This is a genomic window from Phycicoccus sp. HDW14, from assembly GCF_011383005.1.
Lineage (GTDB): Bacteria > Actinomycetota > Actinomycetes > Actinomycetales > Dermatophilaceae > Phycicoccus.
Genome location: NZ_CP049935.1, coordinates 3,189,766 through 3,210,464 on the forward strand (window position 1 = coordinate 3,189,766; position 20,699 = coordinate 3,210,464).

Below are 20,699 nucleotides of genomic sequence, written 5' to 3' on the forward strand. Positions count from 1 at the left end.
CGTCATACCCGGTGCGACGGCCGTCCACGCGCCGGGAGGGTCCGGCGGGCGCGGACCGCGGCGACGAAGGCGCGCAGCAGGGACCGGGCCGCGGCCTCGGATGCCGGCTCGACGGCCTCGGCGGCCTTGCGCAGCGCGGTGAGGTCGAAGCCCTCGGCGGCCAGCCGGTCGGGGTCCCAGCGGGCCAGCCGGTCCGCCGCGGCCTCCGGGTGGAACTGGAGCCCCCACGCGCACTCCCCGACCCGAAAGGCCTGGTGCGGGCAGGTCGCCGACGTCGCGAGGTGCACGGCGCCCGGTGGCAGGACGGTGACCTCGTCGCGGTGGTGCTCGACGGCGGGGAACGTGGTGGGCAACGCCCCGAGCAGCGGGTCGTCGTCGGACGCCGGCAGCCGGTGGATGGGCACCGAGCCGTGCTCCGGCCGCCCGGACGACGCGACGACCGTCCCGCCGCGCACGTGGGCCAGCAGCTGCCCGCCGAGGCAGAGGCCGAGCAGGGGCACCCCGCCGTCGACGCACGCCGCCGCGAGCGCCCGCTCCCGCGGCAACCACGGCGCCCGGTGGTCCTCGTCGGGCATCAGCCCCCGCCGAGCAGCAGCACCCCGTCGTACCCGCGCGGCGACTCCGGCACGTCGTCACCATCGACCACGACGAGGCGCACCCCCTCGTCGGCGAACCACCCGGCGAAGCGGGCCGGCCCGGAGTCCGGGTCGTTCTGCACCGCGAGGACGGTCGGAGGGGCGACCTCAGGCACGGGCGGCCTCGGCGGTGGCTCCGCCGTGCTCGTCGCGCCGGCGGTCGAGCCGCCGCATCACCGGGGTGGCGAGGACGCCGTGGACGAGCACGGACAGGGCGATCGTGAACCCGACGGTCGACCAGAGCCAGCGCTCCTCGGGGAACGAGGCCGCACCGGTGGCGTAGGCGACGTAGAACAGCGTGCCGACCCCGCGCACCCCGAAGAAGGCCACGGCCACCCGCTCTCCCGCGTCGAGGCGCCCGTGTTCGGCGCTGCACCGGTACCCGACGAACGACAGGTACCCCGCGACCGGCCGCACGACGAGGACCAGCGCGACCCCGACGAGGACCCCGCGCCAGTCGAGGTTGGCCAGCAGGCCGGTCGTGATGGCGAAGCCGAGACCCAGCAGGACGACGAGGGTCAGCAGCGTCTCGAGGCGGTGGATCACGTCGTGCATGTGCCGGTGGTAGTCGCTGTCCCGTTCGACGGAGCGCACGGTCAGCGCGCAGGCGAACACGGCGAGGAAGCCGTAGCCGTGCACGACCTCGGCGACGCCGTAGGCCAGGAGGAAGGCGGCGATGGCGAGCAGCGGCTCCCCCACCTCGGCGAGGCGCAGCGAGCGGGCCGGCGACCGGAAGGCCAGCCGGGCCAGCACCCAGCCGACGAGGCAGCCCGCGAGCACACCGACCACGACCTTGCCGACGACGTCCCACCCGAACCAGCCGAGCCATCCCGACCACCCGGTGAGCTCCCCGCCGGCGAGCAGGATGCCGAGCGTCACGGCCGGGAACGCCAGACCGTCGTTGAGCCCCGCCTCGCTCGTCAGCGCGAAGCGGACCTCGTCCTCCTCGTCGATCTCGTCGACGTCGCCCTCGAGGGTCGGGCCGCCGACCTGGACGTCGGAGGCGAGGACCGGGTCGGTGGGGGCGAGGGCCGCGCCGAGGAGCACCGCCGCGGGTAGCGCGACCCCGAGGACGCCCCATGCCAGGACGGCGGTGCCGGCGACGGTGAGCGGCATCCCGACGGCCAGGAGGCGCCAGGCCGGGGACCACGACCGCCACGACGCCCACACCCGCCAGCGCAGCGGCCGGTCGAGGGCCAGCCCGACGCCCATGAGGGCCACGAGCACCGTCACCTCGGTGACGTGCTCGACGACCGGTCGCAGCTCGACGGGGTCGATGGCCGCCTCCTCGCCGAGCGGCAGCAGCCCGACGAGCATCCCCACGGAGACGAGGACGATGGGCGCCGACAGCGCCCACCGGTGCAGCAGCTGGGGCAGCACGGCGGCCAGCAGGAGCGCCCCGCCGAGCAGGACGTAGACCAGCTCGGGACTCACGGGCGGGCGGCTCCGACGTCGTGGAGGTGGTGGGCGAGGTCGTGCAGCCCGTACCTCCCCAGCGTGAGGGCGGTGAACCGGGAGCCGTCGGAGCGGGTGGCCGTGCGCTCCCACCACGACACCTCGACCGCGGCGAACCGGGCGGCCAGCACCCCGGCGGCCTCGAGCACCTCGCGCCCGACGACGTGCGGGTCCTGCTCGCCGTAGCGCTCGGCGACGGCCGTCTCGTCCTGGTCCCAGTTGGCGAAGGTCGGGTCGTGCTCGGTGAGCATGAGCCGGAGCCGCTCGTCGAAGAGCCGGCAGACGTCGCGGACGTGGCAGCCGTACTCGAGCGGCGACCACGTGCCGGGGTCGGGTCGGGTGGTGGCGTCGGGGCGGGCGAGCACCTCGGGCCAGGGGTCGGTGACCTCGGTGACGAGGCGGCCGACGTCTTCAGGCCGCACGGCCGAGGCCTCGAAGCCGCAGTCGGGGCAGGGCCGCTCGAGGACCCAGGTCCAGTCCTTGGTGTCCGGCTCGAGGGAGCCGTCGGCGGGGTGGGTCATGGCCGCAGACTACGGCGGCGCGCCGCGCCGTCGGACCCTGAGGTACCTTCCCCTGTGTGTCTGGCGAGACGTGGACGTTCATCGGCATCGGCGTGGCGGTGGTGTTCGCCCTCGTCGGTGCCTACCTCGTCCTCTCCTCACGCGAGTCGGGGCGGCACGCGGGGGGTGCGCGGCCGGCGCGGGACTCCTTCCGGCAGGCCACCGACGAGCCCCCGGCACGCAAGCGCGTCGCCGTCGTCGTCAACCCCACGAAGTTCGAGGACCTGCCGGCCGTGCGCGCCTCGCTGGCCAAGGTCTGCTCCGAGCAGGACTGGGACGACCCGGTCGTCCTCGAGACCACCGAGCACGACGTGGGCTTCGGCCAGACGCGCGAGGCGCTCGCCGACGGGGTCGACCTCGTGTGCGCGCTCGGCGGCGACGGCACGGTGCGGGCGGTGGCCCAGGAGATGGTCGGCACGGGCGTCCCGCTCGGGCTGCTCCCCGGCGGGACGGGCAACCTCCTGGCGCGCAACCTCGAGGTGCCGGTCGACGACCTCGAGCGGGCGATGACCGTCGCCCTCACCGGGCGCAACCGGCACGTTGACGCCGCGTGGCTGACCCTCGACCCCGAGGACCTCGCGCTCGAGGAGGGCATCGGGGAGGGGTCGACGGCCGGCGAGCGGCGGCACGCGTTCTTCGTCATGGCCGGGCTGGGGCTCGACGCGGCGATCATGGACTCGACCTCCGAGCAGCTGAAGTCGAAGATCGGCTGGGGCGCCTACGTCCCGGCCGGCCTGCGCCACATGCTCACCGAGCGCTTCAAGGTCACCCTGACCACCGACGGCGGGCCGCCCGAGACGCAGAGGGCGCGGATGGTCGTCATCGGCAACTGCGGCAAGATCACCGGCGGCATCGACCTCCTGCCGGACGCCGAGCCCGACGACGGGACGCTCGACGTCATCGTGCTGGCGCCGCGGGGCGTGGCGGCGTGGGCGTCGGTCGCGGCGCGGGTCATCACCAAGAGCGACCGGACGACCGCGACCCTCTCGCGCTACCGCTGCCAGACGGCGCACGTCGAGGTCGACGAGCCGCAGCGCGTGCAGGTCGACGGCGACATCGTCGGCGAGGCGACGCGCGTGGCCGTCGAGGTGCAGCCGCGGGTGCTCATCGTGCGGACCGAGAACGGGCGGTCCAGCGGGGCCTGAGGCGCTGGCGCGCCGGGCGAGCCGTCGTGCCGTCCGGGGCATGGTGTGTGGTGCCCAGAACCAGTCGCCGGCGGAGGGATCCCTGCCACGGCGACCGGGATCCCTCCCGCAACGACCGGTATTCCTCCCCGGCGACCGGGATCCCTCCCACGACGACAGGTATCCGTGCCCTCGTGACAGGGATTCCTCCCGCGCCGACCGGGATCGTGGTCGCGGCGACTGCATTCCACGAGGACCACCCCTCTGCCCGGCCGAGCCCGCCGCGCGCCCGGCGCGCCGAGCGGGACGGCCCTCGCTCACCCGCCGAGCGGACCGCCCCGGCGTCACACCCTCTTCTCGCGCCACTTCCGCTCGAAGGGCAGCCGCCAGGTGAACGGTGCGATGAGCTGGTGGATCTGGTTGGGGCCGTAGGTGCCCTGCGCGTACGGGTGCACGACCGGCGGGTTGTCGATGAGCGGCTGGCTGATCTCCCACAGCCGCTCGATGCCCGAGGCCGACGTGAACAGTGTGCGGTCGCCGCGCGCCGCGTCGTAGATGAGCCGTTCGTAGGCCTCGAGGACGGACCCGGCCCAGTCGGTCTCGTGCATCGCGAACTGCATCGACAGCTTGTCGAGCCGGAAGCCCGGCCCGGGCCGCTTCCCGTAGAACGACAACGACATCCGCGACTTGTCGGCGAGGTCGAAGGTCAGGTGGTCCGGCCCCTGGTCGCCGACGCCCGAGCCCTTGGGGAACATCGACTGCGGCGGCTCCTTGAAGGCGATCGAGATGATCCGGGCGCCCTCGGCCATCCGCTTCCCGGTCCGCAGGTAGAACGGCACCCCCGCCCAGCGCCAGTTGTCGACGTAGCACTTCAGCGCGACGAAGGTCTCGGTCTCGGAGTCCCCGGCCACTCCCGGCTCGTCGCGGTAGCCGGTGTACTGGCCGCGCACCACGTCGCTCGGCTGGATCGGCTGCATCGAGCGGAAGACCTTGTTCTTCTCGCGGCTGATGGCCGCCGGCTCCAGCGCCGTCGGCGGCTCCATCGCGGTGAACGCGAGGATCTGGAACAGGTGCGTGACGACCATGTCGCGGTAGGCACCGGTCGCCTCGTAGAAGTCGGCACGCTGGCTGAGGCCGAGGGTCTCGGGACGTCGATCTGGATGTGCGAGATGTTGTTGCGGTGCCAGATCGGTTCGAAGAGACCGTTGGCGAAGCGGAACGCGAGGATGTTCTGCGCCGGCTCCTTGCCGAGGAAGTGGTCGATCCGGAAGATCTGGTCCTCGTCGAAGACCTCGTGCAGCTGGGCGTTGAGGGCGACGGCCGTGGCGTGGTCGTGGCCGAACGGCTTCTCCATGACGACGCGGCTGCGCTCGACGAGGCGGGCGTCGGCGATGGTCTGGACGGCCGCGAGCGCCGCCTTCGGCGGGACGGCGAGGTAGTGCAGCCGCAGCTCGACCTCGCCCGGCAGCTGGTCCTCGGCGCGGTGGACCGCCTCCTCGAGTGCGTGGGGCCCGGCCTTGAGCGGCACGTAGTCGAGCCGCTGGGCGAACTCCTTCCACTCGTCCTCGGAGGTGTCGCGGGTGCTGTGCTCGCGGACGGCGGTGAGCGCGAAGTCGCGGAACTCGTCCGGCGTCATCTCGTCGAGCGAGGTGCCGACGACGCGCAGGTCGTCGAGCAGCCGTGAGAGGAAGAGGTGCAGCAGGCCGGGGATGAGCTTGCGCTGGGCGAGGTCGCCGGTGGCGCCGAAGAGGACGACGGTGGTGGGCGCGGTCATGGGTCCACCCTGTCGCGCGGCGCGGGCCGGCGCCAGCCTCCGGGCGGACGAATGTGCGTGGCGGCGAGGTCAGCCGAAGAGCTGGGCGCCCCAGTCCTGCCCGTCGCGCAGTCCCGGCGGGCAGGCGAAGAGCGCCGAGCCGGTGTGCTCGATGTACTCGTTCAGCCGGTCGGCCCGGGCCAGCGCCTGCTGCATGGGGACGAACTGCCGGAACGGGTCCCGCACGAAGGCGATGAAGAACAGGCCGGCGTCGAGGTGGCCCTGGCCGTCGGAGCCGTCGGTGAAGTTGTAGCCCCGGCGCAGGATGCGCACGCCCTGCAGGTTCGAGTGGTGCGCGAGCGCGACGTGCGAGTCGACCGGGATGCGGGGCGCGCCGTCCGCACCGAGCGCCGCGAAGTCGGGCTCGTCGAACTCGTCACGCCGACCGAGCGGGGCACCGACCTTCTTGTCGCGCCCGATGGTGTCCTGCTGGTCCTGCAGGGTGCTGCGGTCCCAGACCTCGATGTGCATCCGGATCCGCCGGGCGACGAGGTACGAACCCCCGGCCAGCCACGCCGCGCCACCGGTGGCCTCGGCCGGGTCGACCCAGACGTGCTCGTCGAGGGCGACGGGGTCCTCGGCCTTGAGGTTGGCCGTGCCGTCCTTGAAGCCGAACATGTTGCGCGGCGTCACCTGCGCCGTCGACGTCGACGAGGTGCGCCCGAACCCGAGCTGGCTCCAGCGCACCGCGACCACCCCGAAGCCCATCCGGACGAGGTTGCGGACGGCGTGGACCGCGACCTGCGGGTCGTCGGCGCAGGCCTGGATGCACAGGTCGCCGCCGGAGCGGGCCGGGTCGAGGTCGTCCCCGGCGAAGGCCGGCAGCTCGCGCAGCGCCTCGGGCCGGCGGTCGGCGAGCCCGAAGCGCCCGTCGAACAGGCCGGGGCCGTAGCCGATGGTCACGGTGAGGTTCGCGGCGGCGAGGTCGAACGCCTCGCCGGTGTCCTGCGGCACCCCGTACGGCCCGCCGCCGACGACGCCGCCCGGCGCCGCCTCGGCGCCGGCCGTCATCCGCTCGGCCGCACGGGTCCACGCCGTGAGCAGGTCGCGCAGCTCGCGCGGGTCGTCGGTGACGACGTCGAGCGCGACGAAGTGCAGCCGGTCCTGGGCGGGTGTCGTGATGCCCGCCTGGCGTGCCCCGCGGAACGGGACGACCCCGTCGGCCGGGGCCGCGGCCGTCGGCGCCCCACCCGTCGCGGCCGCCGGGCGCGAGGCCCAGGTCAGCCCGGCCGCCGCGCCGGCGACGGCCGTTCCCGCCCGGCGGCGAGGACGGCGCGACGGCTCGAGGCGTCCACGTCAGCCCTTGGCGACCGCGCCGGAGACGGTGGCGACCGGCTCCGCGAAGGCGTCGAGCGCCTCGGTCAGCTTCTTGACGTCGGTGGGGGTCAGCTCCGGGTAGAGCACGAAGCCGTCGCCGTCGCGGTGGGTCTCGAGCAGGTCACCGAGCGCCTTGCCGCGGGCGTCGATCGTCGCGACGAGCTGCGGGTCGGCCTTCTGGAGGAACGGGCGCAGCGCCTGGATGGCCGCCCTGCTGCCCTCGAAGTTGGCCTCGAAGTCCCAGAGGTCGGTGTGGCTGTAGCGCTCCTCCTCGCCGGTGATCTTGCCCGTGGCGATCTCGTCGAGCAGCGCCTTGGACCCGTTCGCCAGCTGGAGCGGGTTGAGGTCGACGGCCTTGGCCTGGGCGACGAGCTCGGTGACGTCGGCGAGCAGCTGGTCGGCCACCGCGGCGGAGTCCTTCTGGAGACCGGTCTGCCACAGGTCCTTCTCGAGGCGGTGGTAGCCGGTGAACTCCATCCCCTCCTCGAGGACGTCCTCGCGGCCGTCGATCTTCGGGTCGAGGTCACCGAAGGACTCGGCGACGGGCTCGATCCGCTCCCAGTACGAGCGGGCGGTGGGGTAGAGGGCCTTGGCCTCCTCGACCTTGCCGGCCTTGACGAGCCCGACGAACGTCGTCGTCTCCTCGAGGAAGGCGTCGGACTGGCTCGCGACGAAGCGCTGGTACTCCGTCGTCGCCGCCGCGAGGTTCTCGTCGTCGCTCCTGGCCGCGGCCGAGCTGCCGGTGACGGTGAAGTCGGCGCGGATGCCGTCACCGACCATGCCCGGCTTGCAGGCGGTCTGGTAGGTGCCGGGCTCGGCGAGCTCGACGTGGAAGGAGCGCGAGAGACCGGGGCCGACGTTCTCGACCTCGCCCATGATCCGGTCGCCCTCGGCGTACACGTAGAACTCGTTGACCTTGGTGCCCGAGTTCGTGACGGTGAACTCGACGGTGCCGGCGGGCGCCTCGACGCGTGAGACGTCGCAGGCGGTGTCGGAGGCCTTGACCGTGATGGGCCCCTTGCCGTCCGTCGAGCCCGCGGACCCGTCGCCACCGGAGCAGGCGGCCAGGCCGAGGGCGAGGGGCAGGACGAGGAGGGCCGCGTGGAGGCGCGGAGCGGGCATGAGGGGTCCTTCCGGACGGATCGTGGGGCGGCGGACGCCGGTGCGCCCGAGGGCTAGCGGACGGTGAAGGCGGCTCGGATGCCGTCGCCGCTCATGCCGGGCTTGCACGCCGTCTCGTAGGTCCCGGCCGCGACGTCGTCGACGGTGAGCGTGCGGGTCAGGCCCGGCCCGATGTTCTCGACCTCGCCGACGATGTCCTCGCCGGAGTAGACGTAGAACTCGTTGACCTTGGACCCGCTGTTGGTGACCGTGAAGGCGATGCTGCCCGGGGTCGCCGTCGTCGCCGAGAGCGTGCAGGCGTCGTCGGTGGCGGTCACCGTGAGCGCCGTGTCCGCCGACCCGGCGGCGCCGGCGCCGTCCGAGACGCTCCCCTCGTCCTCGCCGCAGGCGACGAGTCCGAGGGCGGCGACGGCCGTGAGGGCGAGGGTCCTGCGCATGGTGGATCGGCTCCCGGGGGTCAGGGGTGGGGCGGCTGGTGGGTACGTCGAGCGCGGTGGGGCGGTCAGGCGGGGCCGGCGGTCGCCGTCTGGCGGGCCGGGTCGGCCGCCGGCGTCGGTGCCGGCCCGGAGCTGCGGGCGGGGCGGAGGAAGAAGAAGAGCACCGTGGCGACGTAGAGCGTCCACGCGATGGCCTGGAGGACGGTGGTCTGCGGCGTGAAGTTGAAGATGCCCTTGAGCAGCGCCGCGTACCAGGTGCTGGAGTCGATGACGTGGGAGACGTCGAAGGCCAGGGTGTTCAGGCCCGGCAGGAACCCGGCCTCCTGGAGGTCGTGGATGCCGTAGGCGAGGATGCCGCCGGCGACGACGACCAGCGCGATCCCGGTGTAGCGGAAGAACTTCGAGAGGTTGATCTTCAGGGCGCCCTTGTACATCAGGTAGCCGAGGAGGATGGCGCCGGCGAAGCCGAGGACCCAGCCGAGCAGCGGGACGTTGTTGCCGGACCCGGCGGCCTGGGCGGTGGCGTAGAAGAAGATCGCGGTCTCGAGGCCCTCGCGACCGACCCCGAGGAAGCCGACGAGCGCGACGGCCAGCGGCCCGAGGTCGAGGGCGCGGTCGAGCTTGCCCTTGAGCTCGCCGGAGATGCTGCGGGCGGCCGACTTCATCCAGAAGACCATGGCGGTGACGAAGCCCACGGCGATGATGCTCGCGGTGCCGCCCACGGCCTCCTGGGCCTCGAACGAGAGCTGGCGGGTGCCGTAGGTGAGGACGGCGCCGAGCGCGACGGACAGGACGATGGCCGTGCCGACACCGAGCCAGACGAACCGGATCCCCCAGGTGCGGTTCGTCTTGACGAGGAAGGCCAGGAGGATGACCACGACGAGCGCGGCCTCGAGGCCCTCGCGCAGGCCGATGAGGGCGTTGCTGACGAACATCCGCGGGCTCCCGTCCGACTCAGGTGAGGCTTACCGAACTTAGGTAAGCCTAATGCTGGCCCGAGGTCAAATCCCGTTCCGCAGGGCGGTCCCCCGCTGGCTCAGGTGGCGCTCAGCGTCCGCCGCCGCCGGGGGTGGCGAGCCGGATCTCCTCCTCCGTGGGCGTCCGCTCCTCGCGGGCCTCGGGGGCAGGCAGTCGACGATGGCCGCCATGATGCGCCGCGTGTCGGCCGCGGCCGAGCGCCCGAGGACCTCGACGGGCGGGCCGACGCGCACCCGGACGGTCGGCGGGTCGGTGAGCGAGAGCATCCGCGGCAGGCGCGAGCTGCGCGGCCAGACCTTCTCGCTGCCCCACACGCCGAACGGGATGACCGGGGCGCCGGTGGCCGCCGCGAGCCGGGCGGCGCCGGTGCGTCCCTTGAGCACCGGGTCGTAGAACTTGGCGCCGCGCGGGATGGTGCCCTGCGGCAGCAGGCAGACGAGCTCGCCGCCGGCCAGGGCGACGGCCGCGGTCTCGAACGACTCCTGGCCGCCACCGGCCCGGTCGACCGGGATGCCACCGAGCGCGCTCGCGAGCGCCCCGACGACCGGCACGTCGAACAGCTCCTTCTTCGCGAGGATGCGTCCGGTGCGACCGGTGCGGCGCATCATCTGGATCATCGCCGGGATGTCGAAGTAGCTGCGGTGGTTGCCGACGAGGATGGCCGGACCGGTGCGCGGGATGTTCTCGGTCCCCGCGACGTCGAAGCGCGCGTAGGGCGTGACGACCGGCGGGTTGGCGAGGAAGAACAGCCGCTGGAGCTCGACCCCGAGGACCGGGACCTTGACCACTCCCGGCGAGACGTCGAAGTGCACGATGGGCCACCCCGGGCGAGCGCGTAGACGGTGAGGCGCGGGTCGGGGTTGACCGCGGCCGGGCTGCCGACCGCCGACAGGAGCGGCAGGTCGTAGATCGAGTCGGAGTAGGCGAAGGACTCGGCGAGGTCGATGCCCTCGCGCTCGGCCCACTCGCGGACGGCGGCGAGCTTGCCGCGCGACCAGACGAAGCGGCCGTCGAGGGCGCCGCTGAAGGTCCCCTCGTCGGTGAGGGCGTAGCGCGTGGCGACGACGTGGTCGACGCCGAGCCGCTCGGCGAGCGGGCGGACGAGGTGCTCGGGCGTCGTCGTCGCGAGGACGACCGGGCGCCCGGCCTCCTTGTGCTGCTCGATGAGGGTGAGGGCGAACGGGTGGATGACCGAGGCGATGGTCTCGGCGGCGGCGCTCGCGGCGGCGTCGAAGGTGTCTCCGGCGCGGCCCTTGGCGACGAGCGTGGCCTGCCGCGCCAGGGCGATCGAGGGGAGGGTCTCGCCGAGGACGTCGAAGGCCTTGTAGAGCAGTCCCTCCCCGGGCAGCTTCCGGCTGACGACGCCGAGGTCGTACATCGCGCGCGAGAGGAGCGGACCCGTGCCGCCCTGGAGGAGGGTGCGGTCGAGGTCGAAGATCGCCGCGCCGGACATGGTCGCAGGCTACCGTCCGGCCCCCGCACCCCGCGGGCGGCATCATGGGGTCCATGCCCGACCGCGAGGAGCTCACCGCCTTCGTCCTCGGTGGCGGCGGGGTGCTCGGGGCGACCCAGGTGGGGATGGTGCGGGCGCTGGCCGAGGCGGGCATCGTGCCGGACGTGGTGCTGGGGACGAGCATCGGGGCGCTCAACGGGGCGTTCGTGGCGGCCGACCCGACGCCCGCCGGGGCGGCGCGCCTCGCCGAGGTCTGGGACGCCGTCGTGCGCGAGGGCGTGTTCGTCGAGAACCCCGTGCGGCAGGCGGCCCGGGCGGCACGCTCGCGCACGCACCTCCTGTCGAACGCGCCGCTGCGGCACGTCGTCGACGAGTACCTGCCGGTGGCGACGTTCGAGGAGCTGGCGGTGCCGTTCCAGTGCGTCGCCGCGTGCATCGAGGACGCGAGCGCGGTGTGGTTCTCCGCCGGGGGGCTGGTCTGGCCGGTCGTCGCGTCGTGCTCGGTGCCGGGGCTGTTCCCGCCGGTGGAGATCGACGGGCGGCACCTGCTCGACGGCGGTCTCGTGCACTCGATCCCGGTGGGGCGGGCGGTCGAGCTCGGGGCGACGCGGGTGTTCGTGCTGCAGGTCGGGCGGGTCGAGCAGCCCCTGGCGCCGCCGCGCTTCCCGTGGGAGGTGGGGACGGTGGCCTTCGAGATCGCCCGCCGGCACCGGTTCGTCCACGAGATGGCCTCGCTGCCGGCCGACGTCGAGACGCTCGTGCTGCCGAGCGGTGCGGCGTCCTCGCCCAACGTGGCCATCCGTGCGGCGCGGGGGTCGCGGATGCGCGAGCGGGCCGAGCAGGCGTACGAGGCGTCGGCGGCCTACCTCGCGGCACTCTGACGGCTGGGGGGTCGGGCGGTCGGTCGGTGTGTCGGCGGGTCACTCGGCGTCTCGCAGGAACCGGCGAAACCGGAGAAACCGGTGCCATGACCCCGGTTCCGCCGGTTCGTCGCCCGCCAAGGACAGGGTGTCGGGCCGCTCTCGGATGAGTCAGCATCCGATGCGAACCTCGGATGAGTCAGCATCCGGTGCGAACCTCGGATGAGTCAGCATCCGACGCAACCGAGGGCAGACATGCCAAGGGTTCTGCGCGTCCTCTCGGTTGCTCCGGGATGTGACTCAACCGAGAGGCCCCGACACACCCCTGCATCCCCCCGCCCTCGGTTGCTCCCGCACGTGACTCAACCGAGAGGGCCCGACACACCCCTGCATCCCCCCGCCCTCGGTTGCTCCAAGATGTGACTCAACCGAGAGCCCCGGAGCGACACCGTCGCCGGCTGCGCCGGCCCGGCGACGCACCAGCGCTCCCGCACCACCTCCCGCCGGAGCACACCCGCCCCTACGCTCGGGCCATGGGCGCGCGCGGCATCCCTCCCCCACCACCGGCGGTGCGGCGGGCCCTCGCGCCCCTGTGGCCGCTCGTCGCCGTCCTCGTCACCGGCCTCATGGTGCCGGTCGTCGTGGCCGGCGCCCTGCACTCCCTCGTCGACCGCCGCGCCCGGCTCTTCCGGGTCTCGTGCCTCGCCGTGCTGTTGCTCTGGGTCGACATCCGGATGCTCGTGCGCTGCTGGACCCTCGGCGCCGGTCGCCGCGACACCGCCTCAGCGCAGTGGCGCGAGGCGCACGAGGCCCTCCTGTCCGACGCCCTCGACTCGCTGATGTTCTACACGCGGCGCTGGCTCGGCCTCGAGGTCCACCTCACCGACCGGATGCACTTCGGCACCGAGGACCACGCGCTGCTGGCGTTCGCCCGGCACGCCGGCCCGTTCGACAGCCTGGCCGTCGCCTGGCTGCTGGCCCGCACCGCCGGCCGGCTGCCGCGCATCGTCCTGGCCGAGGCCCTGCGGTGGGACCCGGGCATCGACACGATCCTCACCCGGCTCGACTCCTTCTTCGTCCCGTCGGCGGGTGACGACCGGCTGGCCGGGGTCCGCGGGATGGCCGCCAGCCTCGAGCCGGACGACGTCCTGCTGATCTTCCCCGAGGGGCAGAACTGGACGCCCTCGCGCCGGGCGCACCTCATCGAGCGGCTGCGGCGGCGGGGTGAGCACGGGCGGGCCGACCGCGCCGAGCAGCTCGTCAACGTCCTCCCCCGAAGACCCGCGGCGCGTGGGCCGCCCGGCAGGCCCGGCCGGACGCCGACGTCATGGTCGTCGCGCACGCCGGCTACGGCCACCTGTCGACGATGCGCTCGATCTGGGCGGCGATCCCGTTCCGGGACAGGCCGTTCCTCGTCCGCACCTGGACGTGGCGCTCGGCCGACGTGCCCGACGACCCCGCCTCCTTCGAGGCCTGGCTGGACGAGCGCTGGGGCGAGGTCGACGCCTGGGTCACCGCGCACACGAGCGCCGACGGGCTTCCCGAGCCCGGGCACCCGGCCGTCCCCGGAACGACGCCGCACTGACGGGCGTCCGAGCCACATGAAGCGCCCGCCGGTCCTCGTCGTCGTCCTCGCCCTGGTGCTCGTCGCGGTGCTCGGGACCGCGGTCGCGGTGCTCGTGGGACGGGCCCGGGCCTCCGACACGGCCAACGGGTCGGTGCCGGTCCGCTCGCTCGACGACCTCACCGGCACCTGGGACGTCGTCAACACCCAGGGCGCACCGGCGGCCCTCGTCGCCCCCGTCGAGCTCACGGTGGCCGACGGCCGGCTCTCGGTCCGTACCGGGTGCAACTCCGGCGGCGGCTCGGCCTCGGTCGAGGACTCCCGGCTGGTCCTCGACGACACCGGCCTGCCGATGACCGCTATGGCCTGCGAGGGCCCACGCGGCGAGCAGGAGCGCTGGGTCCTCGAGATGCTCCAGGCCACGCCGAGGCTCGACCGGTCCGGGCCCTACCTCTACGTGCACTGGGGCCGCGGCGACGCGCACTGGCTGGGCCTCGAGCTCGCGCCCGCGTCCTCCTCCTGACCGAGCGGTCGCGCCTCGGCAGGACCCTCAGGCCCGCCCGTCGCGGATCTCGCCGAGCCAGTCGCGGGCCGCGGCGAAGTCGGCGTCGCTGGCCTGGGGCGCCACGGTGGCGCGCTGGCGGTCGGCGCGCGCGTAGGAGCCGAGGAAGCGCACCTCCGAGCAGATCCGCTTGAGCCCCATGAGGGCCTCCCCGAGCCGCTCGTCGCGCACGTGCCCCTCGAGGTCGATGGAGAAGCAGTACGACCCCATCGACGCCTTCGTCGGGCGCGACTCCAGCCGCGTCATGTTGATGCCCCGCGCCGCGAACTGCTCGAGCAGCTCGAGCAGCCCGCCGGAGTGGTCGTCGCGCTGGAACAGCACGACCGTCGTCTTGTCGGCACCGGTCGGCTCGGGCAGCGACCCCGGCCGGGCGACGAGGACGAAGCGCGTCACCGCGGCCTGCATGTCGCCGATGCCGTCGGCGAGGACCTCGAGCCCGTGCAGCGTCGCGGCGGCCGGCGCGCAGACGGCGGCGTCGAACGGCGGCTCGGCGGATGCCCCGGCGGCCTCGGCCCGGGCCTCGTGCACCGCCCCGAGCGTCTCGGCCGCGGCCGCCGTCGACAGCGTCGGCACGTAGACGGCCCGAGGCAGCCGAGCCCCCATCCAGCCGCGCACCTGGGCCCAGGCGTGCGAGTGCGTGCCGACGGCCCGCACGTCCTCGAGCGTCGTGCCGGACCGGGCGGCCAGCACGAAGGACACGGGACGAGGACCTCGCCGGTGACGAGCAGGGGGTCGCCGCTGGCCAGCGCGTCGAGCGTGGCCGACACCCCGCCCTCGACGGAGTTCTCGATCGGCACCATCGCGCCGTCGACCTCGCCGGCGCGCAGGGCGCTCAGCGCGGCGTCGACCGAGCCGAAGGCCACCCGCTCGGCGCCGTCGGCCGCTGCCCAGCGGTCGAGGGCCATCGAGGTGAAGGTGCCCTCGGGTCCGAGGTAGCCGAGACGGGTCATGGCTGCTCCTTGCCGGTGCGGGCGGCCGCGAGGGCCTGTTGCTCCTCGGGGGACAGGGTCGCGTCGGACGCGCCGCCGACGACGCCCTTGGCGTAGGTGCGCGACTCGCCGCGCGCGTGGATCGAGCTGATGACCAGGCCGTCACCGTCGTCGTCGACGACCGCGGCGCTGAAGCTCAGCCGGCCACCCATGTCGCCGAACGCGTCGTAGCGGACGACGGCGACGTGCCGCAGCGCCTGCGCGAGGTCGGCCCGCAGCAGCGCGAGGTCGGCCTCGCCCGCCGGCCGGTGGGCCTCGAGCGCGGCGACGCGGCGTCGCAGCTCGGCGGTGCGCGCCAGGAGCACGACGACGAGCACGACGGCCCCGACGAGCAGCAGCCCCGGCACGACGAGCGCGAGCAGCTCGACCGGGTGCAGGGCGGTGGACATGCCCGTCAGGCTAGGCCGTGGGCCGCTCGCGCCGCGTCGTCGTCCCGCGAGCCGGCTCCGACCCGGGCCCCACGACCGGACGCACCGCCCACCGCGTCCGACGGGCGTCGAGGCGTCCGGCGCGGACGTCGGCGACGAGCTCGTCCATCCGCTCGCGCGGGTCGACGCCGCGGGGCAGTCGCTCGGAGACGAGCACCCACCGGCCCCGGGGTGCGCGGCGGACATCCGGGGCCACGACGGCCACGCGCCAGCGCGACGAGTGCTCGCGCACGAGCAGGACCTGGGCCCGCACCAGCCCGGCAAAGACGAGCGAGCAGGCCGCGGCGAACCCGATGCCGAGCGGCAGCTGCCACGCGCCGAGGTCGGGGCCCTCCGGCGCGTCCTTCGTCGCGAGGAACAGCACCAGCAGCCCGCCGAGCAACCCGACGAGGGCCACCCCGACCGGCCGGGCGGCGACCGGCAGCCCGATCTTGTCGGCGACCACCTCGAGGGTGATGCCGCTGCGGGAGTAGGCGGTCAGCGATGTCCCGGGCACGGTCGACGGGAGGAGGACCTCGTCACGCACCGGCCACGGCCTCCTGCCGGTCGGCCGCCGCAGCACCGAGCCCGACGTCCTCGGCCCGCTCCCGCGAGACCCACCAGAGGAGGGCGAGGCACATCAGCCCCCGGCGACGTCGGCGTTCTGGAGGATGCGGCCGGGCCACTCCGGCCAGTCGCGGTGGGCGAGCCAGTCGATGCCCCACCACGGCAGGCGCAGCGTGAAGAACACCGTCACGGCGACCGCGGCCCACAGCCGGCGCCGCTCGCGCCACGGCTGCACGCCGAGCAGGGCCAGCACGACGACGACGACCCAGTGGTAGTGGTGCACCCACGACACGGGCGAGACGAGGCAGGCCACGATGCCGACGACGGCCAGCTCGCCGACCGGGTCGCCGGCGCGGTACCGCTGCGCCGCCAGCCGGAAGCCGAACCAGGCGATGCCGCCGGCGACGATTAGCCAGAGCACGGTGCCGGGCAGCCCCTCCGGCCCGAGCCGCAGCAGGAACCCGCGCACCGACTGGTTCGCGGTGCCGGCGTTCGGGCCGAGGCGGGTGGGGTCGCGCAGGGCCGAGGTCCAGAACTCCCAGGACGTCGAGGGCAGCACCGCCGCGGCGAGCAGGGTGACGAGCGCCGCCGAGGCCACGGCCGTCGCCGCCTCCTTCCAGCGCCGCGTGACGAGGAAGTGCACGACGAAGACCCCGGGCGTCAGCTTGACCGCCATCGCGAGCCCGATGAGCGCCCCCTTCGGCAGCCAGCGGGCCAGCCGCGGACGGGGCTCGACGAGGTCCATGACGCAGGCCAGCACGATGAACGCGTTGACCTGCCCGAAGCGGATGCCGTCGTCGACCGGGTGCAGCCAGAGCATCGGCGCGGTGAGGGCCGCGAGGGCCAGCGGCACCCACGGCCCGGCCCGCCACAGCAGCCGGCGGGCGGCGTACCAGGTGATGGCGGTCGTCGCGAGCACCTGCAGGGCCGTCCACAGCCACCCGACGACCCCGAACGGCAGCAGGGCCAGCGGCACCCCGAGGAACGCGGCGAACGGCGGGTAGGTGAAGGGCAACAGCTGCGGCGCCTCGGTCATCGCCGAGTACACCGGGCGCCCGGTGAGGATGGAGACGCCGGCGTCGCGGTAGACGTCGACGTCGACCTGCCACTGGTCCAGCGGCCAGAACACGAGGTAGCGCAGGGCGACCGGGGAGGCGGCGACGGCGATGACGAGCGCGGCGAGGAGCCACCGGTGCCGGGGCACGACGGGCCGGGGTCGGGTGGGGGCGCTCACAGGTCCATTGTCACCACGTTGCGTACCCTGTCCGGCGTGACCCGCAGAGCCCTCGCCGCCGCGCTCGCGGTCCTCGCCTCGGTCGGCGGCCTGCTGCTCGCGGTCCCGGGGGCGCCGGCGAAGGCCGAGGCCGACTCCACGGGGCGGTCGTCGTCATCGGCACCGGGGGGCTCAGCTGGTCCGACGTCGACGAGGAGCGCACGCCGAACCTCTGGCAGCTGCTGCGCGACGGGTCGTCGGCCACGCTCTCGGTGCGCTCGGTCTACGCCAACACCTGCCCGGTCGACGGCTGGCTCGGGCTCTCCTCGGGCGGCCGGGCGGCGCCGGACCGCCAGGGCCCGCAGGCCAACCCCGCCGACCGTCCGTGCCCACCGAGCCCGACCGTCGTCGACGGCCGGATCAGCCAGTGGGACCAGTACGTGCGGGCCACCCGGGCCCAGAAGTTCGACACCCGCCTCGGTCTGCTCGCGCAGGCGGTCGAGGACGAGGGCATGTGCGTGCGCACCATCGGGCCGCTGGCCACGGCGGGCGGTGCGCTGCCGGACGGACGGGTCGGCCAGTACTCGGCGTTCAGCTCCCCCGACCTGCTCGTCGACCTCAACACCTGCCCGGTGACCCTCGTCGACGTCGGCACGGTGCGCGACCCGGGCGACGTCGCCGAGGGGGAGTCGACGGACGGCTCGCGCGACGAGCAGGTGCGCACGGTCGACCAGCGCATCGGCCAGGTCGTCGAGGCCGGGCCGAACGGGGCCGACTTCATCGTCGCGAGCCTGTCGGACGCCGGTGTCTCCGAACGGCTCCGGATGGTCCTCGCCCGCGGCCCGCACTTCGGGCCGGGGACGCTCTACTCCGACTCGACCCGCCAGTCGGGCCTCGCCCAGTCCGCCGACCTCACCGCCACCGTCCTCGAGGGCGTCGGCGTCACGGTCCCGAGCGCCGTCGGTGGCTCTCCGCTCACCGGCGAGCCGGCGCCCGACAACTCCGAGCGGCGGGCCCGCGACCGCCTCCAGCTGCTGCGCGACCTCGACGAGGCCAGCCACGACGTCCACGGCCTCGTCGAGCCGTTCTTCCAGGTCTTCGCGTACGGCCAGCTCGTCGTCTACCTCCTCGTCCTGCTCGCGTGGAAGGGCCGGATCGGCTCGGAGGAGACCCGCACGACGGTGCTCTCCAGGGTCCGGACCCTCTCGGTGGCCGCTGCGGCCGTGCCGGTGTCGACCTTCCTCGCCAACCTCGTCCCGTGGTGGCGCTTCCCCGTCGAGATGGTCGCCGTCGTCGCCACCGTGCTCGCCTTCGTCGCCGTCATCGCGGGCGTGGCGCTGCGCGGTCCGTGGCGCAAGTGGCCGCTCGGCCCGATGGCCGTCGTCTCGGCGGTCACGGTCGTCGTGCTGGCCGCGGACGTCATGACCGGCTCCCGGCTCCAGCTCTCGTCGCTCATGGGCCTCCAGCCGGTCGTGGCCGGCCGCTTCTACGGGATGGGGAACCCGACCTTCGCCCTGTTCGGCACGGCGACGCTGCTCCTGGCGATCGCGGTCTCCTCGGGGCTGGTCCTCGGCGGTCGGATCCGGGCGGCAGCGATCGCGGTCGGGGTCATCGGCGGCGCGGCCCTGGTCGTCGACGGCGCACCGTTCTGGGGGCGGACGCCGGTGGCCCTCCGGCGCTCCTGCCCGCCCTCGTGTACCTCGTGCTGGCCATCCTCGGCATCCGGATGACGGTGCGCCGCTGGCTGCTCGTCGTCGCGTCCGTCGTCGTCGTCTTCTTCCTCGTGGCCGGCGCCGACTGGCTGCGCGACCCCGCCGACCGCACCCACCTCGGCCGATTCGTCCAGGCGATGATCGACGGCACGGCCGACGACATCGTCGTGCGCAAGGCGGAGCAGAACTGGGAGATCCTGCGGATGAACGCCCCGCTGACGCTCCTCGTGCCGGTCGCCCTGCTCTTCGTCACCTACGTGCTGGCCCGGCCGACGTCGTGGGGCTCGCGGGCGATGCAGCGCTCGTACGACCAGGCGCCGACGATGCGTCCCGGGCTCGTCGCGCTCGTGCTCATGCTGGCGATCGGGTTCGCGGTCAACGACTCCGGCGTCGCCATCCCCGCCGTGGGGGCGACCCTCGCCGTCCCACTCATCGTGTCGGTGTCGGTGGGGTACCTGCTGGAGGAGGCGAGGACGGTCGCCCCGACCCGGCGCGCCCGCCGGCGCCCCTGAGCGCGACGAGCAGCACCACCGCCCAGAGGGCCAGCTCGAGCCAGGGTGCGACCGAGCGCCGGAAGCCCAGGGTCAGCGACTCGACGGCCGGCGTCATGCCGAGCACGCGTCCCGGCACGTAGGCGAGGGACATGACGAGCAGCCGGCCGGCGGCGACGAGGTCGAGCGGGCCCGCGGCCACCGCGGGCAGGGTGGCCCAGACGAGGAGGTCGTACCACGGCAGCGAGTACGGCGCGGCGAGCGAGTAGGCAAGGGAGAGAACGGCGGTGATCCACAGGACGGTGGCCGCCCAGCGCGGGCGACCGCCCCCGCCGAGGGGTCCGGCCGGCTGACGCGCAGCAGCAGCACCGCGAGGAGGACCGCGAGCACGGCGGCCGCGACGCTGATGGTCGTGCGGGCGGGGTGCTCGCCCACGGACGCGCGCAGCGCCTCGAGGAGCGGCCGCCACGGCGTCGCCAGCGAGACGGCCTGCCGCGATCGGGCCAGCTGGTCGTAGACGTGCGTCCCCGCCCAGACGTGGAGCGCGGCGGCTGCGACGACGAAGCCGAGCAGCGTTGCGCCACACCGCACGAGGGTGCGACGGCTCCCGAGCCGTCCGTCGCCCCGGACCGTCCACCACGCCACGAGCACGGCGAGGAGGGCGACGCCGTAGGTGACCTTCGTCGAGGCCGCCGCGGCGACGAGGACGCCGGTGCCGACCGCCCCCAGCGCACCCGCGCGACGGGCCGTGAGCGCCACCGCCGCGACGACGAACGCCGTGGCCACGACGTCGATGTGTGCTCCGAGGACCCCCACCCCGAGCACGAGCGGGTTGACGGTCCACGCCACGTCGACGCGACCGTGCAGGTGCGCGGGCAGGGACGCCCGCAGCGCCCACCGCGTGCCGAGCCAGGCGACCACGACGACGAGCTGCCAGACCCACACCTCCTGGCGCAGCGACGGACCGCCCACCCACGCAGAGAGGGCGTGCAGCAGGGTGCCGGCCGGCCCGTAGACGCTGGGCTCCTCGGTCCAGGGCGCCTCGACCCGGCTGGTCACGGGGTCGGCGCCCCCGGCCCAGGTGCTCGGCGAGACGACCCACGGGTCGCCGCCGCCCACGAGGATGCGCCCGTACGCGACGTAGCTGATGTGGTCGGCGGACCCGAACGGCGCCACGAGGAGCGCGAGCACCCCGAGGAGCCCCGGCACCCGCCAGCCGCGCAGCGCGGGCGCGCCACGTCGCAGCCCGAGGACCACGGCCGCGGCCCCGACGAGGTAGCCGGCCCAGAGCACGCCGGTGACGGCCGCGGGCGACAGGGTCAGCGGCAGCAGGGACCCGGGAGCCCAGCCGCGGGGCATCAGGTCGGGCTGGGCGGCGTTCGGCCGGCTCAGCCCGACGAGGAGCAGCAGACCGACGGCCACGACGAGCAGCACGCGGCG

20 protein-coding genes and 2 pseudogenes are annotated in these 20,699 nt (G+C 74.3%); 5 read left to right on the forward strand and 17 right to left on the reverse strand.

The features are described 5' to 3' along the window. Positions 1-2 precede the first annotated feature (2 nt). The 4 genes from G7075_RS15730 to G7075_RS15740 are packed head-to-tail and all read right to left on the reverse strand — an operon-like array spanning position 3 to position 2,611. Positions 3-575 (reverse strand): type 1 glutamine amidotransferase, encoded by a 573-nt coding sequence (locus tag G7075_RS15730; RefSeq protein ID WP_205860531.1) that lies wholly within the window; start codon positions 573-575, stop codon positions 3-5. After that, positions 575-751 carry a hypothetical protein gene (locus tag G7075_RS20385; RefSeq protein WP_205860532.1) on the reverse strand — a complete coding sequence of 59 codons (177 nt, stop codon included), beginning with the start codon at positions 749-751 and terminating at the stop codon, positions 575-577. The genes G7075_RS15730 and G7075_RS20385 overlap by 1 nt, the downstream gene beginning before the upstream one ends. After that, positions 744-2,069: a cation:proton antiporter gene (locus tag G7075_RS15735; protein WP_166123240.1), complete on the reverse strand. Its 1,326-nt coding sequence runs from the start codon at positions 2,067-2,069 to the stop codon at positions 744-746. The genes G7075_RS20385 and G7075_RS15735 overlap by 8 nt, the downstream gene beginning before the upstream one ends. After that, a complete protein-coding gene (locus G7075_RS15740; RefSeq protein ID WP_166123242.1) occupies positions 2,066-2,611 on the reverse strand; it encodes a DinB family protein in 546 nt (181 codons plus the stop codon). The genes G7075_RS15735 and G7075_RS15740 overlap by 4 nt, the downstream gene beginning before the upstream one ends. Before the next feature lie 56 nt (positions 2,612-2,667). On the opposite strand from G7075_RS15740, the gene G7075_RS15745 reads away from it, so the two are divergent. Further along, positions 2,668-3,795, forward strand: coding sequence for a diacylglycerol kinase family protein (locus G7075_RS15745; RefSeq protein ID WP_240917672.1), 1,128 nt, complete (start codon positions 2,668-2,670; stop codon positions 3,793-3,795). A gap of 323 nt (positions 3,796-4,118) precedes the next feature. On the opposite strand, the gene G7075_RS23030 is transcribed toward G7075_RS15745, so the two are convergent. The 8 genes and pseudogenes from G7075_RS23030 to G7075_RS21530 form a co-directional block, all read right to left on the reverse strand. Then, the gene (locus tag G7075_RS23030; protein ID WP_371814093.1) at positions 4,119-4,859 is read right to left on the reverse strand and encodes a hypothetical protein; all 741 of its coding nucleotides are present in this window, start codon (positions 4,857-4,859) and stop codon (positions 4,119-4,121) included. 203 nt (positions 4,860-5,062) lie between these two features. Beyond that, positions 5,063-5,548: pseudogene (locus tag G7075_RS23035) on the reverse strand (glucose-6-phosphate dehydrogenase); the annotation flags it as partial. A 69-nt stretch (positions 5,549-5,617) separates the two neighbouring features. Further along, positions 5,618-6,811, reverse strand: coding sequence for an iron uptake transporter deferrochelatase/peroxidase subunit (efeB, locus tag G7075_RS15755; RefSeq protein WP_166124418.1), 1,194 nt, complete (start codon positions 6,809-6,811; stop codon positions 5,618-5,620). A 72-nt stretch (positions 6,812-6,883) separates the two neighbouring features. Next, the gene (efeO, locus tag G7075_RS15760) at positions 6,884-8,026 is read right to left on the reverse strand and encodes an iron uptake system protein EfeO (protein WP_166123244.1); all 1,143 of its coding nucleotides are present in this window, start codon (positions 8,024-8,026) and stop codon (positions 6,884-6,886) included. Positions 8,027-8,079: 53 nt separating this feature from the next. Further along, positions 8,080-8,463 (reverse strand): cupredoxin domain-containing protein, encoded by a 384-nt coding sequence (locus G7075_RS15765; protein WP_166123248.1) that lies wholly within the window; start codon positions 8,461-8,463, stop codon positions 8,080-8,082. A 65-nt stretch (positions 8,464-8,528) separates the two neighbouring features. After that, positions 8,529-9,398 carry an iron uptake transporter permease EfeU gene (gene efeU / locus G7075_RS15770; RefSeq protein ID WP_166123251.1) on the reverse strand — a complete coding sequence of 290 codons (870 nt, stop codon included), beginning with the start codon at positions 9,396-9,398 and terminating at the stop codon, positions 8,529-8,531. A gap of 66 nt (positions 9,399-9,464) precedes the next feature. After that, positions 9,465-10,121, reverse strand: a complete 657-nt coding sequence (locus G7075_RS21525) for a 1-acyl-sn-glycerol-3-phosphate acyltransferase (RefSeq protein WP_240918065.1) — start codon at positions 10,119-10,121, stop codon at positions 9,465-9,467. Further along, positions 10,055-10,894, reverse strand: coding sequence for an HAD family phosphatase (locus G7075_RS21530; protein WP_240917673.1), 840 nt, complete (start codon positions 10,892-10,894; stop codon positions 10,055-10,057). Before G7075_RS21530 ends, G7075_RS21525 begins: the two co-directional genes overlap by 67 nt. A 53-nt stretch (positions 10,895-10,947) precedes the next feature. On the opposite strand from G7075_RS21530, the gene G7075_RS15780 reads away from it, so the two are divergent. Further along, positions 10,948-11,775 (forward strand): patatin-like phospholipase family protein, encoded by an 828-nt coding sequence (locus G7075_RS15780; protein ID WP_166123253.1) that lies wholly within the window; start codon positions 10,948-10,950, stop codon positions 11,773-11,775. Between the two features lie 512 nt (positions 11,776-12,287). Next, positions 12,288-13,841 carry an META domain-containing protein gene (locus tag G7075_RS15785; RefSeq protein ID WP_166123255.1) on the forward strand — a complete coding sequence of 518 codons (1,554 nt, stop codon included), beginning with the start codon at positions 12,288-12,290 and terminating at the stop codon, positions 13,839-13,841. 27 nt (positions 13,842-13,868) lie between these two features. Here the strand turns inward: G7075_RS15785 and pheA are convergent. From pheA to G7075_RS15805, 4 genes and pseudogenes are all read right to left on the reverse strand, one after another. Continuing rightward, positions 13,869-14,830, reverse strand: a pseudogene (gene pheA / locus G7075_RS15790) (prephenate dehydratase). Further along, positions 14,827-15,258 (reverse strand): DUF4446 family protein, encoded by a 432-nt coding sequence (locus tag G7075_RS15795; protein ID WP_166123257.1) that lies wholly within the window; start codon positions 15,256-15,258, stop codon positions 14,827-14,829. Before G7075_RS15795 ends, pheA begins: the two are co-directional and overlap by 4 nt. A 10-nt stretch (positions 15,259-15,268) precedes the next feature. Beyond that, the gene (locus G7075_RS15800; RefSeq protein ID WP_166123259.1) at positions 15,269-15,823 is read right to left on the reverse strand and encodes a hypothetical protein; all 555 of its coding nucleotides are present in this window, start codon (positions 15,821-15,823) and stop codon (positions 15,269-15,271) included. A gap of 93 nt (positions 15,824-15,916) precedes the next feature. Beyond that, positions 15,917-17,077: a glycosyltransferase 87 family protein gene (locus G7075_RS15805; protein WP_240917674.1), complete on the reverse strand. Its 1,161-nt coding sequence runs from the start codon at positions 17,075-17,077 to the stop codon at positions 15,917-15,919. Positions 17,078-17,328: 251 nt separating this feature from the next. Between G7075_RS15805 and G7075_RS15810 the strand changes: the two genes are divergently transcribed. Together G7075_RS15810 and G7075_RS15815 are read left to right on the forward strand one after the other, a co-directional pair. Next, complete coding sequence (locus tag G7075_RS15810) at positions 17,329-18,786, forward strand: hypothetical protein (RefSeq protein WP_166123261.1); 1,458 nt, start codon at positions 17,329-17,331, stop codon at positions 18,784-18,786. After that, the gene (locus G7075_RS15815; RefSeq protein ID WP_166123263.1) at positions 18,750-19,280 is read left to right on the forward strand and encodes a hypothetical protein; all 531 of its coding nucleotides are present in this window, start codon (positions 18,750-18,752) and stop codon (positions 19,278-19,280) included. The genes G7075_RS15810 and G7075_RS15815 overlap by 37 nt, the downstream gene beginning before the upstream one ends. Positions 19,281-19,373: 93 nt before the next feature. On the opposite strand, the gene G7075_RS15820 is transcribed toward G7075_RS15815, so the two are convergent. After that, the gene (locus tag G7075_RS15820) at positions 19,374-20,693 is read right to left on the reverse strand and encodes a hypothetical protein (RefSeq protein ID WP_166123265.1); all 1,320 of its coding nucleotides are present in this window, start codon (positions 20,691-20,693) and stop codon (positions 19,374-19,376) included. Between the last annotated feature and the right edge of the window lie 6 nt (positions 20,694-20,699).